The following is a 16,268-nucleotide window of genomic DNA, read 5'->3' as shown; positions in this document are numbered from 1 at the left end:
TGGCCGCCTCGAACTCCTCCATGGAGTCGACGATGTCGTCCATGCTCGGGACGTAGGTGGTCAGGTCGAGGAGCTCCTCGTGGAGTTCCTCGCCGTCGAGTTCCTGTTCTTCGCCGTCGACGCGGAGCACGTAGCTGTCGTCGCCGACCTGTTCGAGCGAGAGTTCGTCGCCGTCGTACACCTGACGACCGTCCTCGTCGTCGAGTTCGATTTCGTCGTCGTCGAGTTCGAGGAGCCAACTGCCGGCCTTCGGCGGCAGGGGAGCCTCGTTGGCGGTGACGACCTGTCCGGGCGTGAGCGCCCAGATGCCCGTCATCCCCATGGCGCGGTTCTCGACCATGCGCTCGCGGTAGCCTTCGACGTCGCGGATGTCGTCGTACGGGCCGTCGACGGCGATGCAGTTGGCGGCGCTGGCTCCGCGGGAAGTGTTGTGTCGAAGTTCGGCCCACGCCGGAAGCTCGCCGGTCGGCGTCATGGCGCGCATGTCCTTCGTGTAGTCGACCTGCCCGTCGACCAGGAGGAACAGCCGTTCGAGGTTGTTGGACGGCTTGCCCTTCTCGGCGCGGAGGTCGCTCATCGCGAGTTCGGCTTCACCGCTCTCGATGATGACCGACATCGACAGGCTTCCCTCTTCGAGGCCGTGTTCGTTCTCGATGATGGTGATGAACTCGTCGGCCTTCTTCCAGTCGTCGAGGTCGCCGACTTCGGGGATGACGAAACCGTCGATGTGCTCGACCGCACCGTTTTCGGGGTCGGTGATTTCGAGCATCTGCTTGAAGCCCTCGTAGCGGGTCGTGGGGTCGTCGCGGTGCCACACGACGCGGGGGTGAATCTCGCCGGGGAAGTCGGCCCCGTGCTCGGAGACGACCTCGACGAGGTTCTGGACGCCTTCAGCCCGCATCGACGGCGCGGTGGCGTCTTCGTTGTCCGGAATCCAGGTATCGGGGGCCTGCATCCCCCGCAGTTGTGCCGCGCTCTGCAACATCTTCGCCGAGTTCTCGCCGCTGACCGCCGTCGGCGAGGTGAAGAACGTACGTACGAACTCTCGTTCGTAGTTTCTGTCGCTACTCATATCGACAGTGGAAACGTCTCTTCCGAAACATATTAAATATTTAGACTCGCCCAATCGGTGGCCTGCGATTCGACGGTCGCCGGCGGTTCAGATATCGGAAGCCGTCTCGCCGACCGCGGTCGCGGAACGCCTCCCCCGAGCGAACGACATCTGGATGTCACTAACTTACATTATGTAAACGAGTGCAATGTCACGTGTTCACATTATACAGATATGAGGAATTAAATCGACTTGTGTTACATCTATAGTTTTGTAATCTTAGTCGGGTGTCACCCACAACAGCACGAGACGTTCGGATTATGTAAACGAGCTCGCCGCCTCTCGGTTCTCACGTTCCTCTCGATATCCGAAACTCGCGAGCGTCGACTGTCGTCCGATAGCGCCTCGAAGTTCCTCCGTGTTCGACTCGGTGCGACGAGTTCAGGTGGACGTTATGGGACGGTATGTCAGAAAACAATTGTAGTTTAGATACTGATACGAATTTATTGTCTGCCTTTTCACTCAGTACGTCTTACTGTATGGGTTCTTATAGACTTATCTGCAGAAATCTTTGTGTCCGATTAGCTATCTCGTTTGAAGTTCTAAAAACAGGTGGATTTGTGTGGATTCAGATACACGGGAACGTTCCTGAGAGGTCTACACTCCCGCGTGATATACGGTTTAGAACTAATTTTGGGGGGCAGCTGTATGATGGCCTTCTGCTCCCCGATCCTACAAATATATCATATATTAGAATACTTGTTGGAAATAATTCTCACCTGATAACTATCGTTCGCTACAGTCGCGGCGTCTACGCGTGGCTGCACCGGCATTCGGTCGCTGCCGGACCGGACCTTCGAATCGTCGTTACCACTCGTATTCTCGATGAACTCGGCGGGCTTCCTCGTTCAGCACGGGTCCGACTACCTCGGTGATACCATCGAGAATCGCCGCCGACCGGACGCCGGGGCTCGAACCCGTGAACTCTCCGATTTCGTCGCCGCCGACGCCGTACACGACGCGCGCGAAGCCGGCGGTCGCCATCCCGCCGGCGCACATCGGGCAAGGCTCGGTGCTGGTGTACATCACCGTCTCCGCCCGTTCGTCGGGGTCGTACTCTCGACACGCCCGATAGGCGAGGTGTAACTCGGGGTGCCGACGAATGTCGGACTCCGTCACGATGCGGTTCGAGTCGCGCATGACGACCTCGTCGTCGCGGACGAGGACGGAGCCGAACGGTTCGTCGCCCCGGGCGGCAGCCTCGCGGGCGAGTTCGAAGCTCTCGCGCATGTGCGCCTCGTGGTCGAAGTCGTCGAGATGAGTCGTCACGTCGCCTACGGTCTCCACGCCGAGCGGCTTAAATCGAACGACGGCCGCACCTTCGTGTGGTTACTCAATCGCCGTCCGTCGGTTGCGCATCGCCCCGCCGCAGTCCGGACAGCGCAGCGGGTTGTGCTCGGTGAGGACGATACCGCCACACTCGAAACATTCGTACGTTCCTTCCTCGCCGGGAGTGGATTCGACATCTCTCATAGTTCGCGAGCGCCGGTCGTGTCCCAGACGCTCTATCGATGCGTAGTGGGTGTACAAGGGAATATGAAATAGTTGAGTAACAAACCAACTGAAACGGAACTGGTTAGATAACGAACTACTCGGCCCGTCCGGAGACGGAACCGGAGTGTTCGTCGAACAGCGTCGCGAACAGTTTCCGCTGGACGGTCCGCACGTGTTTGTAGAACGCCGGCGGGGAGATACCGAGCGTCGCGGCGACCTCCTCGCCTGTGTTCTCCCGTGGCGATTCGAAGTAGCCGCTGTAGTAGGCCGTCTGGAGTACCTCGAGCTGCCGCTCTGTCAGCTTGTCAAGGAACCGCGAGAAGAGGTCGCGCTCGGTCGATTGGTCGAGCGTCTGTTTGGTCCGGAGTTCGACGCCGGCGAACGCTTCGTCGACGAGATGCGTGACGTTTCGAACGTCGATGCTCTCGGGGACGTCGACGACGAGCGTCGTCTCCTCGGGGGTCGCCCGCACCTCGGCGAGGACGGCACCGTGGTCCGCAAGTTCCGGTGCGAGAAACGGCTGCGTCAAGCGGAGGCGCAGGACGCCGGCGTCCCCGTCGGTGCTTATCTGTCTCACGTCGGCGACGGCGACCAGTTCGTCGGCCGCGGCCGCGACGGATTCGACTGCCCCATCTTCGACGGTGACGAACACGTAGTTCCCTTCGGCGGACTGTTGGACTCCACCTTGGTAGGTGAGCGTGCACTCCGCGTCGCGGGCGAGCCGCGAGAGGACGAACGTGGGGTCGTCGACGGCGAACCCGACGCGGGTGACGGCCGTAGTGAGCAATGCGTTCTTCCGTTCGAGGGCGCTCAGCGCCGACGCGATGGTCTCGCCGAGTTCGGCCAAGACGGCGGTCGCCGTCTCGTCGAAGGCGTCGTGTGTCGTCGCGTACACCGTCAACACGCCGTGCGAGAGGTCGTTATAGACGAGCGGGATGCTGAGCACCGACAGGTAGTCTCGGGTGAGCGCGCCCTTCCGCCAGGGTTCGTCCCGAAAACCGGACGCGACGTTGGGAACGGTGGTCACCTCTCCGGTCGCCGCCGTGCGTCCCGCCGGTTCGACCGATGACGCCGCAATGTCGAACGTAGTGCTGTCGAGATAGCCCCGCTCGTCGCCGGCCCACGCGCGGGGCTCAACTGTCTCGTTGATGGGGTCGACGGAGCCGACCCACGCGAACGCAAACCGGTCGGCGGCGGTCAGTAGCTCACAGACGGTGTAGTCTATCTCCTCTCGCGTCTGGGCTCCGACGAGCGCTTGGTCGATTTCGCGGATGGTCTCGTTGATTCGGTTTAGCTCGGTGAGCCGGTCGTTCTGTCGCTGGAGCGTCCGGTCCTGTTCGCGGAGCCGGGATTCGCGCGTGACGCGGTCGAGCGCCGCCTCGGCAGTCACCGCGAGCAGGTCGGTCAGCTCCCGCGCCACCGCGTCGAAGGCGCCGACCTCGGTCGAGCCGGCGACGAACACGCCGTGGTCGCCGAGTGGCACGTACGCGACGCTCCGGAGTCCGGTCGCGGAGTTCTCCAACCGGTCGGCCTCGTGTACGTCGTCGAAGTACAGCGGACTGTCCTCGACGAAACTGTGGCTCGGAAGCGTCTCCCCGTCCGCGGGCACTGTCGGGAGCGGGCCGTGAGCCTCGCGCATCGCCGGCGAGTACGCCGCCGGCCTGAGTACGTTGGCGTCGGCGTCGAAGAGATAGACGGCGCTCGCATCGAGCGCGAGCACGCCGGGCGTATCGTCGACGACGCGCTGGGCGATTTGTCGGTGAGTCCCCGTGTAGAGGAACTCGCGAGCCGTCTCGTGGAGCGTCGTCAGCGCGTCCTCGCGCTGCTTGCGCTTTGTGATGTCGCGGCAGCTGAAAAGCAGCGTCCCGTCCCGAATCGAGACCTCGCGGACGTTGACGAGGATGGTGTGCTCGCGGCCGGCTTTGTCGGTCACCGTGCTCTCGATATTTTTCAGAACGCCGCGCTCCGCGAGTTCGTCGCGGTCGAAGAGGTCCTCCCCCAACAGTTCGTCGATGGGGACCCGTTCACGCAACTCGTCTGCAGTGTAGCCGAAGATGAAGTGGACGTTCGGACAGACGTAGGTGTACGCCCCCGACTCGTCGGTGATGAGGACCGTATCGGTCATGTTGTTGAGCGTGACGCGGTGGAGTTCCTCGGAGCGTCGGAGATCTCGTTCGAGGGATACCCGCGCTGTGATGTCGATACCCTCGACTACGACCGACGCGACCTCCCCGCGCTCGTCGGTCACGGGGCGAACCGATAGCTCGACGATGCGGCGTCTTCCGACTTCTGACGGTTGTGGGACCACCGCGTTCCCGGCCGTCCCTTCGAGCGCGTTCTCGACGAGTCGTCGCACGTCGTCGCTCGTCGGGTCATCTCCTCCTGTCCACCATGGGAGTGACCAGAAGGCCCCACCGACGAGCGGGTCGACGGGTGCGTTGAGGAGTTCTCGCGCCGTCCGGTTCGCCCGAGTCAGCGACCCCTCCCCATCGAGCACCCACGTCGCCGTCCGTTCATCGTCGAACATCGCGTCGAACTGCCTGGCGCGTTCGCGCTCGCCGGCCGACTGTCGCGCCGACCGGAGTGCCCGACCGGTCCGCGTGAGGAGTGTTTCGACGTCCGGCGAGTCGGCGTCAAGCGCGACGTAGTCAGTCGCACCCGCACCGAGGACCTCGCTCGCGAGAACGTCACTCCCACCGTCTGCGGCGATGACGACGGGAAGAGTGGCGACCGTTGAGCGAACGTCTGTGAGGAGGTCGACGGCGGTCGCGTCCGCGAAGTCGGCGTCGGCCACGACGCAGTCGACCTCACCCGCTTCGACTGTGCGGAGCGCCGCCGCCTTCGTCTCGGCTTCCAGCACGGTGACGCTGGGTCGCGAACCGAGTTCCTCGGCGAACCGCGCCACCCAGTCGCTCTTGCCGACGACCAGCACGCTGCCAGAATCGGGGACACCGGACATGGCTAGAACCCAACCCCCTGTTGACAAAGGCGTTCGCTATCTTACCGTCGCAGCTAGCAATAGCTCAAGAACTTTGAATAATCTGAACTTTCCAAATAATGCAAGTGTGTTGGAAGTTTTAGATTTCTCAGGAAATGTAGGTTCTTCCAGCCACGTAGGTTGTCCGCGGTTGCCTCCTCCTGTACATTGCGCGGAGTAGTCAGGCGGTTCAAACTATGCATGTGACTTAGATAATTCACATTTCTCAGATAATCTGAGATATTCACCTGTCGTCACCTCCGCACGGTATCGAACTCACGGAGGTTCTGCACGAGTTACAGATTATTCAGATAACTACAATAATCAGAACGGCCCACATGGCTCAGGTTAACCGAATGTGTGGATAACGGGAACTGCGCGGGCAGTCTCGATAACGGAAGTTCTTCGACTAACTGAGTTCTCAGTACTGCGGGTACGGTGTTCTTCTGACCGTATCTCTCCTCGCGTGCGAGTGAGAACAGCCGTCTCCGGCCCGCTTCGGGATCGAGCCAGATTCAGCCAGTAATCTAAATAATCTGAATATCCCGAAGTATGATACTGTTCTGGGTCGCGTTCCTCGACGGCGATCTTCGTGGTATCTGCATTGTCGGGAGACTGTGAGTTCCCTAACAAATCTCCAGTATTAGAGAAATCGAAATAATCTGAATTATCTAAAATGTCTAAAATACCCGGATGGCCCAATTACTGTCCAATACGCCGCGTCAGTTCTCCGGCGCGGGGAGTCTGAGTTCGACCGTCGACCCACCCTCGGCGCGGTCCGAGATAGACACCTCGCCGTCGAACTGCGTGACGAACCAGTGGACGGTCCACAGCCCCATTCCGCTCCCATGCGTTAGGGGTGTCTCTTTCCCGCGTTTCAGAATCTCCCGCTCGGTCTGCGGGATACCGGGTCCGTTGTCCTCGACCGCGATTGCGACTCGCTCTCCTGAGAGACGTCGCGACCAGACCGCGACGACGGGGCAGTCCCCGTCGTTGTGGACGATGGCGTTCTGTACGAGTTCGTCGAGCGCGAGGTACAGCGAGTGCGTGCTCGCGAGCACGGCCTGTTCGCTCTGCCCGATTCGAATCTCCGCCTCGGGATGCTTCCGCTCGTACGTCTGTTTGAGGTCGGCGAAAACGTCGCCGACGCCGACCGGGTGTCTGTCGGTGCTCCCCTCCACGGCGTTCTCGAACTGCCGGGCTTTCTCGCCGGTCGACACGAGGCTGTCGGCGTTCTCGATGATTCGGTCCGTCTTCGAGACCATCGCCTCCGCCGAGAATTGGCTCGCCGCGGCGACCAGCGTGTCGAGCGTCCGCAGTTCCGTATCGATGCCTCTGGTCGTCTCGCTCAGTTTCGCCAGCGTCTCGTGCAACCGGTCGTAGTCGCCTTCGTCTATCGACGGAGTGCCGAGTGCTTCGAGGTCTCGTTTCAACTCGCTCGCGTACCCGCTGACGACGTTGAGGTTGTTCCGAAGGTTGTGGCGAAGCACTCGGTTCAACACCATGAGCCGCTCTTCGCGTTCTTTCCTGTCCGAGATGTCGCGCACTGCGCCGCGGACGTTGGCGCCGCCGTCCGTCGGCTCACCGCGAACTTGCACCCACCGTGTTCGCCCGGTGGCCGTTATCACCCGCATTTCGACGTCGAACGGGTCGCCGTCGACCTTCGAACTCTCGATGGCTCCGTCGATGACTGGGCGGTCGTCCTCGTGAAAGAAGTCCCTGAGCCCGTCGATTGTCACCTCCGCGTCGGGCGGGATGTCGACCAGCCGCTTGGTCCCGTCGGTTAGTCGTAGCTCGCCGGTTTCGTAGTCGACCTCCCAGCCGCCGATGTCGGCCAGTTGTTCGGTGCGTTCGAGGCGGTCGCGGCTCCGCTCTAACTCCTGGCGGTACTCGTAGGTCTCGGTGATGTCCCGGACAATTTTCGTGAAGCCTCTGAGCTTCCCGTCGTCGTCACGCAGCGCGCGGATGGTCACGTGCGCGAGGATGCGCGACCCGTCCTTCCGGACCCGCCACCCCTGTTCCTCGTAGCTTCCCTCGGACTCGGCGATTGAGAGCACCGTCTCGGGGGACGTGCCGTCTCCGTCGGTGGGATAAAAGACGGACAGGTGGCGACCGATAATCTCGTCGCGCTCGTAGCCCTTTATGCGTCTCGCACCCTCGTTCCACGTCGCCACGAACCCGTCCGCATCGAGGAGAAATATCGCGTACTCGGTTACCTCCTGAAAGAACTCTCGGAGGATGAGGTCGGATTCGATGTGTTCGAACAGTTCGCTCCCCTCGAATGACATTATTGGTTGATTACCATCCACATACTCATAAACTGCTCGGCGATTCGAGGGGTGAATGAACGGGATAGCGTCGACGCTCGGGCGGTGAACCATCCGTCAACGAACCGAGTGACGAGGGTCGTCCCGGCGACGAACGCCTGAACGAGCCCCACTGAAGGGCGCAGACCCACTCCCGAGTTCGGGTTGCGGGGCTCGTGGAGGGCATCCCGGCCATCTCGCTCGCGGAGGGAGTCGCTATCGGTCCGCTCGGGTTCGACTGCCCCAGTCGTCCAGAAGTATTTAGCCGTCGGCCCCCAGACACGCAGTCGAATCCCTGTCAGAGTACTACCAGCATGACTCGCCCTCCACTCCGATTCAACCGACGCACACTCGCCGTGTTCGTGCTCGTCGCTGTCGCGCTCCCCGCGGTCCTCTGGACGACGGGTGGCGCAATCGGCGACGCGGGCCCCTCGGTCGACGCGAACGTAACCGAGCGCTACCGCGCAATCGACGCGCTCACCGGAACGCAGACGGTCGAGATTCGAACCGATGGAACGGTCACGTCTCGCACCGTCGCCGACGTGACGCTCGTCCCGGAGACGGAGCGGAAGCGCGTTCACTTTCGGAACGCGGCGAATCGACAGTACGACTGGCAGGTCTCGAACGGCTCGATGCTCTGGCTTCACGACACTGACGAGGACACCGTGACCGCCATCGAGCTAACGGGCCCGCCGACCGAGTCGCGGACGGCCGAGCGACTCCAACTCCTCGTCGCGGCCGCGGGGCTGACCGACAACGACGGTCGCCCGCAGTCTATCGGCGTGTCACCGCTGCCCGTCGTGCCGCGACACGCCGGTGCCGCCCCGCGGGCCGACGTGAATCACGCACGTCGTCGAGTTCGTCGAGACCGACACCGTCGGCGGGCGCGAGGCGTACGTCATCGACATCGCGCCCGAGACGAACCGGAGCGAGGCCGGCTACCACCAGCGGCTGTGGCTCGACAGCGAGCGGTTCTACCCGCTTCGCAAACAGACGGCGTGGACGGCCAACGGGTCCCGACACTCTGTGACGACCACGTACACGAACGTCACGTTCGACGCGGCCGTGTCGGCGGACACGTTCCGGCCGGAGATTGGCGCGAACACGACCGTCGAGCGACCGAACACGCCGAACACGGAGTGGTTCCGGAGCAGAGCCGACTTGGAAGCGCGGAGTTCGATTTCGGTCCCCGACCCGACGGTTCCGTCCGCGTTCGAACTGGTCTACGCCACGCGGACCACCGGCCGCATCGACGGGGTCGGACTCCGCTACGCCGCCGGTGGTCGCGAACTCACGGTGGCGAAGTTCAACTACACGCTCGACATCGATGGCGACGAGCGCGACACGATGGTGGCAGGTCGGCCGGCGACTATCGACTACGGACCGACCACCTCGGTATCGTGGAACTGTGACGGCTACGGCTACACCGTCCGCGGGACTGGCGTCGAGACGGACCGCCTCGTCGAAGTCGGTCACTCGGTCGGCTGTCCCGCCTGAAATCGCGCGAATTTCTGGGTCAGAAACTGGCCCCCTTTTTATATTGTCTACCGGTGCATCAGTTGAACTGCGATGGGCCCCGCCGAACCGATACCGTACTGCCCTCCCGAGCAGTACCGTTCTGTGCCCTCTGACAGCACTCCGGCACCCATCGCGGTCATCGCTGACGCGACAGCCCCTCCACAGCATCGCTGTGCTGCCCTGCAGCACCGTCGAACCAATCCGCAGCCCCACCGTGCTATCCCGACAGCCCCATCGTACATCCGTCCCGAATCGGTCGCCGCGACCAACAGGGGTGGAAACCCATGGGCCTATTAGTCCAACGAGCAGTCATTCGACCACCGTGAGTGAGGAACCGGCGCTGGGTGATATTCTCGACCTCCTCAGCGACGAGTACGCCCGGGACATCCTCGCAGCGACGAGTACCAAACCAATGTCCGCACAAGAGCTTGCCGACGAGTGTGAGATGTCCAAACCGACGGTCTACCGTCGGGTGGAACGATTACAAGCGTACGGACTCCTCGACGAGCAGACCGAGATTCGAACCAGCAACAACCACTACAGCGTCTACACCGCCACGCTCTCCGAATTCTCCGTCGAATTAGACGACGGCTCGTTCGAGGCGTCGCTGACGCGCACCGGCGACGAGTCGTTCCCCGGCGAGGGGGAGACAGACACCGCCGACCGCTTCAAACGGATGTGGGAGGACCTCTGAGATGGCGACGCTGTCGGCGGTTCTCGACTGGCTCATCGTCTCGCTCGCGCTCGGGTCGACGCTCGTCGGGAGCTACGTCGGCTATCAGGCCTATCGCGGCTACCGCCGTCACGACAGCCGGACGATGCGAGCGCTCTCCGCGGGTCTGTTCCTCCTCACGGCCCTCGCGTTCGGCGTCGCCTTCGTCGGGTCGGTGCTCCTGCGCCAGGGCTACATCGGCCTCCAGTACCAACAGCCGCTCACGCTCGTCACGCGGCTGTTTCAGTTCTGTGGCGTCGTGCTCATCGCCTACTCGTTACATTCGCGAGGGTAGTCCGTCCGCGGGTCGTCGCGGCCGGCCGGGGTTGTGGCACTACCCGTTTCCTCACGCGCCTTCTTCTGCTCACGTTTTCGTTCGTCACAAACCGTTCTGACCGTCTCACCTCACGAGTGCGCGAGCTTCCAGAACCCCTTGGGGACGATGGCGAACGCCGGAAACAGGAATAACGCGAGCAGCCAACTCGTGGACGGGCCGAGTGGGGTGGCCACCACGGCGACGACGCCAGCCGCCGTAAGGACGACCGAGGCCACGGCCGCCCCGACGAACCGGCGGTCGAGCGGCGGGAGTCCGGTCGACTCCACCGGGAGGCCGAACGCGTCGACGAACGCCTCGGCGTCCGCGACAGGCCCGAGCGTTCGCTCTGTCTCGTCGTCGCCCCAGCCGACCGTCGCCGCGATGGTTCGCGTCCCAAGATAGCGGTCGGTCGGTCGAGTCGCCACGATTTCGGCGTCGCGGAGGTCGCCGATCGCCGCCGCCCACTGCGGCTCGTTCGTCAGGCGGTCGTGAACGACGAGCCGGTCGCCGAAACGTCGGTAGGTCAGCCACCCGCTCGCGAGCACACTCTCGACGATATCGCCAACGAGCATGAACGCGAGGAGACAGAGCCCGAAGAGACCGAACCCGACCCAGACCGCGAGCGAAGGTGTCCCCTCGACGACGAACGCGGTTCCGCCGATCCAGACCATCGCGGCCATGGTGACGTAGAACGGTCCCGTCGTGGTGACTGCGCGCCAGACCGCGGCCGCGACCACCGCGCGACGGTCCGCGTCGATCGTGACCGATGGGTGGCCGTCGGGAACGGCGACCTCGTCGCGGGTCGCGTCGCTGTCGGGGCCGGAGAGCCAACTGGTGAGCCGGCCGCCGCCCTGCTCTGCGCGGAAGCCGGACCACTCGAAGAGCAGTTTCACGAACACGAACCCCGTGAGCGCGACCGTCGCGCCGCCGAGGATGACGACGAACAGGAGACACGCGAGGAACATCGCCTGCCGGGCGGGGATTTCGACGAGAGCGTACGGCGAGCGCTCCGCGTATCGGTCGCGCCGGAGGAACGTGGCGGCGGTCTCGCCGGCTTGCCCGACGACGAGCGCGGCGACGCTGACGACCGCCTCCGGGCGGGCGAGCACGTCGAGCACCGAGACGACCTCCGAGAGCGGTGCGAGGAGGAAGACGCCGACCCACGCGCCGCCGCTGACGACGGCGGTCGCGAAGGGGACGTTCCGCGGATACACCGGCGGCAGACGCTCGTGAACGGTGACGCTTCCGCGCTTGTCGACGAGGTCGTTGTCGGACAGGCTGAAGACGCCGCCCTCGCGGGACGAGGTCGGCGGCCGGCCGGCGAACAGCGCTTTCACACCCGAGAGCGGGAACAGCAACAGCAGTTCGAGGACGTAGACCGCGAGGAGGGTTTCTGGGTCCCAGCCGAACCACAGCACGCCGGCGAGCGGGAGGAGATTCGCCGAGAGCACCGGGAGGAATCCGATGCCGACGGGGAGAGACGAAGTCGGAACGTCGCCGTACCGTGGAGGAGCCATCGAGTGCGTCGTTTCACACATCCAGTCATATAGCTGATGGAAATCGATCTCGAATCGCCTCGACGGCGCGCCACTACTCGGGGAGCGACTCGTAGTCGGCGACCGCGAGCGCCTGGCCGAAGAACATCAGTCCGATTCCGGTGATGCCGGCCGGAATCGAGACGTTGAACAACAGCGAGAAACTGAGCGCGCCGATGCCGCCCCCGAGCGCCCCCCGCTTTCGGTCGCTCCAGCGTTGGTCACCGAACCGAAAGAGTCGCTTCCACCCGTCGCGGTGGCGGAGGACGAGCGCGGTGGTCGCCGCGTACAGTGGAGCGATTGCCACGGGAAGGAACCCCGGCGTGTTGGCGACCGAGACGGTCACACCGGCGACGACGAGACCGACGACGAGCGAGACGAGATATCGAAGCGAGGAACGCACGCGTTCTGGATAGTTCGCTGACAGTATCAACGCTTGGTTTCCAGTCGCGGAAGCGCGGTTCCGACCGCCCGACGCGAGTCAGACTACCTAACTGTCCCGAGCGAAACGTCTCTCTATCAACAATGCTCACACCCAGCGAGAGACGACGAGCGAAGGTGGCGGTGTTGATGGCGGTCAACGCCGTCCCGCTCGTCGGCGTGCTCGCGCTCGACTGGTCGCTCGTGGCGCTGTTGGCGGTCTACTGGGTCGAACTCGGCGCGTGCCTCGTCGGTGCCGCGGTGAAGGCGCTGTTCGCGGAGGGTAAGCCAGTCTACGAGGCGAACGGCTTCTCGTGGCTCGTGTTCGGTGCCCTGGCCGAAAAGCGCGGGCGCATCAATCTCCCTGTCCTGCCGCTGTCGATTCAGGTCGCGAACCTCCCCGCCATCCTGATGACCCTCGCCGTCGGCAGCGTGGGCTGGGCCCTCTTCGGTGCAATCGGTGTCGGTGGTGTTGGGGAGACCACGGGCACGGGGATGACCGTCGCCGAATCGCTCTCTGTCGGCTTGGGTGTGCTCGCCGTCATCTTCGGTCGAGTCGTCGACGTGGGTCGGTACTTGCTCGGCGGAACCTACGCCTCGGTCCCACCGCAGCAGCCGCTTCGGTCGGCGCTCACGTCTATGGCCGGAACCGGCTCGGCGCTCCTCATCGGCGGGGGGTTCGTCATCGCGGGTGCCCCGCCGCCGTTCGTGCTTGCGTTCGTCCTCGTGGTGAAACTGCTTGCCGACATCGTCGACGTCTACCGCGACCGACTGGAGGCGTTCGACGAGCGCACGTCGGTCGAACTCGGATTCGCTCCCGACACTCCCGAGTGGGAGCGAATCGAGAGTTCGCGGGACGGGTCCGAAATCATCCGCCCGAGGCCGTCGGCGGTCGTCGCTGGCGGGGTCGTCCGCGGGCTTCGGTCTCCACTCGCAGTCGTCGTGGGCGCGGGGCTGACGCTGATTGGCCTACTCAGTACCGCGACGACCTCCGGCGTCGCGGTCGAACTGCTCGGGGGAGCCGTGGTCGTCGCTGGAGGGTTCACCGCGCTGGGCGTCTTCGACTGGTCGTTCCGGTATCTGGCGATGGAGTACCGCGTCGAGGACGAGGACGGAAGTGCCGGGCGAGTCGTCGGCTACGACCGACTGTTCGGGCCGCAGTGGCGACTCGCCCCCGAGTCGCGGGGTGACCTAGAGCGCACTCAGACCGCCACCGACCGCCTGTTCGGAACCGAGACGCTCCGACTCGAACGCGATGACCGGGTCTATCGCCTTCCGCACCTCCCGTCGGACACCGTCGAAATCGCGCCGCTGCGGTCGAATCACCAGCTGACGAACGGGAGGTCGGGCGCGTCAAGCGCGACGAACTCCGAGACGAACTCGTTCGCCGGCGATTCGTAGATTTCGCGGGGCGTGCCGACCTGTTCGACGCGACCCTCGTTCAGCACCGCGACGCGGTCGCACATCACCATCGCCTCCTCCTGGTCGTGGGTGACGTAGAGGCCAGTAACGTCCAACTCGGCGAGGAGCGCGCCGATTTCGGTCCGGAGGCGCGCCTTCAGTTGGGCGTCGAGTCCCGTCATCGGCTCGTCCAACAGGAGGACGTTCGGCTCGATAGCGAGCGCGCGCGCCAGTCCAACGCGCTGTTGCTGGCCGCCCGAGAGGGTCGTCGGGTCGCGGTCTCCCATCTCGCCGATATCGAGCATTTCGAGCAACTCTCGGGCCCGCGCCCGTCGCTCGTGCTTTCCGACGCCTCGCATCTTCAGTCCGAACGCGACGTTTTCTGCGACGGTCATGTTGTCGAACAGGGCGTACTCTTGGAACACTAACCCGACGTTGCGGTTCTCCGGGGGGACGTTCGTCACGTCCTCGCCGTCGAACCTGACCGTGCCGTCGGTCGGCGTCTCGAAGCCGGCGACGGCTCGCAGCGTCGTCGTCTTCCCGCACCCCGAGGGACCGAGCACGCCCAGAATCTCGCCATCCGAGACGGTGAGCGAAACGCCGTCCAGCGCCGTCGTGTCGTCGTAGTCCTTTCGGACCGCATCTAGTGTCACGTCTGCCATTAGCTACCTCTGATGTCGAATCCACGGCGACCGACCCGCTGTAGGAGGAGGGTGACCGCGACGATGATGAAAAAGAACATCGACACGGCGGCCGCCGCCTTGGTGAACGAGCTGTTCGAGATGTGTCGCTGCAAGAAGAGCGCGAGCGGCTGGGTTCCTTTCGCCCAGACGATGTACGAGAAGTTGAACTCCGCGGCCGCGAGCGCCCAACAGATGATGGCTCCCGAGACGATGCCCGAGCGGGCGTTCGGCACGATGACCGTCAGGAACGTCCGCGGCCACGACGCGCCCAGCGAGCGAGCCGATTCCTCCAGTTGTTGGAGCGGCATCGACTCGAACTCGCTTTGGACTGCCATCACCATGAACGGCGCTTTCAGGAGCGAGTAGCCGACGATGAGCCCGAAGCTCGTCGCCGAGAGGTCCGGATACGCCCGGAGGAACGCGACGCCCAAGATGACGCCCGGCACGAGCGGGAGCACCGAAACGGCGTTGACCCACTCTTTCCCCGGGAACTCGTAGCGAGCGACCGCGTACGCGATGGGGACGCCGACGACGAGGTTGATGAGGACGCCACCGAGCGCCAGCCCGATGCTGAACGCCAACTCCGCCGGGACCAACACCGTCAGCGTCTCGCCGCCGAGCGGGAGCCTGAACAGGGGGCTCCATCCCATGCTGCGCTGTGAGCCAATCGTGTCCGCGAGCCCCAGCACCGCTCGCCAGTTCTCGAAGGTGACGAACCCGGAGGGGAGGACGCCGGTCCAACTCGTGGCGAACGATGCGACGACGGTGAGGACGATGGGCGCGATGAGGAACGCGACCGTCGCGAACAGGGCCAGCGTCACGGTCGACCGCCCGAACCGACGCGAGAGGGACGGCCTCATATGCCGACCTCCGCGCTGGTGTACCGAAGTCCGAGGACGGTGAACAGGAACGTGAACGCGAAGTAGACGGTCGCCATCGAGCCGGCGACCTGCACGTCGTAGCCGACGCCGAGTTCCCGCGAGAGTTGGAGCGTCCAGACGACGAGCGTCTGGATGACGACGAGCGTCCCGAAAATCGCCAGCCCCGTCCGGAACGTGAGAATCAGCGCGCCGGTGATACCCGGTCGAATCTGCGGGAGCGTGACGTGCCGGAACGTCTCGAACGGCGTCGCGCCGAGCGTCTGGGCTGCCTCCTCGGCGGCCGAGTCGACCTCGGCGTACGTCCCGCGGAGGATGAGCGTCGCGCGCGGCACCATCGAGTACACGAAGGCGACGAACAGTCCCGGGACGCTGACCGCGAACGCGAGGTCGGTGGGTCGAGACCCTGTCAGGGCGGCCGCGAGCGCCGTGACGACGCCGTTGTTCCCGAACAGCACCAGAATCATGAACGCGGCGACGATGCCGGGGAGACTGATGGGAAACGAGACGAGCGTGACGAGGAGGTTCTCGCCGGGCAGGTCGTATTTCTCGAGAGCGTGCGCGATGGGGACGGCGAGTCCGACCGAGACGAGCGTCGTCCCGGTGGTCAGCCACAGAGAGTCGAACGCCACCTGTCGGTAGTAGGGGTCGCCGAACAGCGTCGCGTAGGCGTCGAGCGAGAACCCGACCGACCGGTACTGGGCTGTCGAGACGCTGATGCGAACGACTTCGGAGAGCGGATACAGCCCCGCGACGAGCAACAGCACGGCAAACGGCGCGCACAGCGCGACGATGCGGCGGTACTCGCGCTCTCGTTCGGTGACGGGGTTCGCGACGGTCTCGAACGCGCCGACGACTCGCGTCGCGAGCCCCCGGAGCGTCGAGTGCGGACTGTTCTTGGCGTGTCGGTCGGACAT

At 64.1% G+C, this 16,268-nt stretch carries 13 protein-coding genes and 1 pseudogene; 4 read left to right on the top strand and 10 right to left on the bottom strand.

The window, feature by feature from the left end; all coding sequences use genetic code 11:
* The 5 genes from NKF06_RS02350 to NKF06_RS02330 form a co-directional block, all read right to left on the bottom strand.
* Positions 1 to 1,072: aldolase/citrate lyase family protein (locus NKF06_RS02350; RefSeq protein WP_253244402.1), on the bottom strand; the 1,072-nt coding region annotated here is incomplete at its 3' end.
* Positions 1,073 to 1,918: 846 nt separating this feature from the next.
* Complete coding sequence (locus NKF06_RS02345) at positions 1,919 to 2,380, bottom strand: nucleoside deaminase (protein ID WP_309142101.1); 462 nt, start codon at positions 2,378 to 2,380, stop codon at positions 1,919 to 1,921.
* A gap of 60 nt (positions 2,381 to 2,440) precedes the next feature.
* Positions 2,441 to 2,584 carry a rubrerythrin-like domain-containing protein gene (locus NKF06_RS02340; RefSeq protein ID WP_004971811.1) on the bottom strand — a complete coding sequence of 48 codons (144 nt, stop codon included), beginning with the start codon at positions 2,582 to 2,584 and terminating at the stop codon, positions 2,441 to 2,443.
* Between the two features lie 115 nt (positions 2,585 to 2,699).
* Positions 2,700 to 5,564: a bacterio-opsin activator domain-containing protein gene (locus tag NKF06_RS02335; RefSeq protein WP_253244401.1), complete on the bottom strand. Its 2,865-nt coding sequence runs from the start codon at positions 5,562 to 5,564 to the stop codon at positions 2,700 to 2,702.
* Between the two features lie 740 nt (positions 5,565 to 6,304).
* Positions 6,305 to 7,870 (bottom strand): PAS domain S-box protein, encoded by a 1,566-nt coding sequence (locus tag NKF06_RS02330; protein ID WP_253244400.1) that lies wholly within the window; start codon positions 7,868 to 7,870, stop codon positions 6,305 to 6,307.
* Between the two features lie 332 nt (positions 7,871 to 8,202).
* Between NKF06_RS02330 and NKF06_RS02325 the strand changes: the two are divergent.
* From NKF06_RS02325 to NKF06_RS02315, 3 genes and pseudogenes are all read left to right on the top strand, one after another.
* Positions 8,203 to 9,385 (top strand): annotated as a pseudogene (locus NKF06_RS02325) (outer membrane lipoprotein carrier protein LolA).
* Between the two features lie 343 nt (positions 9,386 to 9,728).
* Complete coding sequence (locus NKF06_RS02320) at positions 9,729 to 10,100, top strand: helix-turn-helix domain-containing protein (RefSeq protein WP_042664414.1); 372 nt, start codon at positions 9,729 to 9,731, stop codon at positions 10,098 to 10,100.
* Position 10,101: 1 nt separating this feature from the next.
* Positions 10,102 to 10,413 (top strand): hypothetical protein, encoded by a 312-nt coding sequence (locus NKF06_RS02315; protein WP_115882622.1) that lies wholly within the window; start codon positions 10,102 to 10,104, stop codon positions 10,411 to 10,413.
* 110 nt (positions 10,414 to 10,523) lie between these two features.
* Here the strand turns inward: NKF06_RS02315 and NKF06_RS02310 are convergent, their stop codons facing one another.
* Both NKF06_RS02310 and NKF06_RS02305 read right to left on the bottom strand, forming a co-directional pair.
* Positions 10,524 to 11,951, bottom strand: a complete 1,428-nt coding sequence (locus NKF06_RS02310; RefSeq protein ID WP_253244399.1) for a DUF6498-containing protein — start codon at positions 11,949 to 11,951, stop codon at positions 10,524 to 10,526.
* A 73-nt stretch (positions 11,952 to 12,024) separates the two neighbouring features.
* Entirely contained in the window at positions 12,025 to 12,372 is a 348-nt protein-coding gene (locus tag NKF06_RS02305) for a hypothetical protein (RefSeq protein WP_253244398.1), read from the bottom strand.
* A 122-nt stretch (positions 12,373 to 12,494) separates the two neighbouring features.
* Here NKF06_RS02305 and NKF06_RS02300 point away from each other — a divergent pair, with 122 nt between their 5' ends.
* Entirely contained in the window at positions 12,495 to 13,790 is a 1,296-nt protein-coding gene (locus NKF06_RS02300) for a DUF6498-containing protein (protein WP_256477180.1), read from the top strand.
* Here NKF06_RS02300 and NKF06_RS02295 read toward each other — a convergent pair.
* Genes NKF06_RS02295 through NKF06_RS02285 form a run of 3 tightly spaced genes read right to left on the bottom strand, consistent with a single transcriptional unit; the run spans position 13,712 to position 16,268 of the window.
* Positions 13,712 to 14,452 (bottom strand): ABC transporter ATP-binding protein, encoded by a 741-nt coding sequence (locus NKF06_RS02295; protein WP_253244396.1) that lies wholly within the window; start codon positions 14,450 to 14,452, stop codon positions 13,712 to 13,714. The two genes, NKF06_RS02300 and NKF06_RS02295, sit on opposite strands and share 79 nt — an antisense overlap.
* Entirely contained in the window at positions 14,452 to 15,333 is an 882-nt protein-coding gene (locus tag NKF06_RS02290) for an ABC transporter permease subunit (protein WP_253244395.1), read from the bottom strand. The genes NKF06_RS02295 and NKF06_RS02290 overlap by 1 nt, the downstream gene beginning before the upstream one ends.
* Positions 15,330 to 16,268, bottom strand: coding sequence for an ABC transporter permease subunit (locus tag NKF06_RS02285; protein ID WP_253244394.1), 939 nt, complete (start codon positions 16,266 to 16,268; stop codon positions 15,330 to 15,332). Before NKF06_RS02285 ends, NKF06_RS02290 begins: the two co-directional genes overlap by 4 nt.

Origin of the sequence: Haloferax sp. AB510, from assembly GCF_024136985.1 — an archaeon.
GTDB lineage: Archaea > Halobacteriota > Halobacteria > Halobacteriales > Haloferacaceae > Haloferax.
Note: the sequence above shows the minus strand (reverse complement) of the source record. Positions and strands in the feature narration are given on the sequence as shown.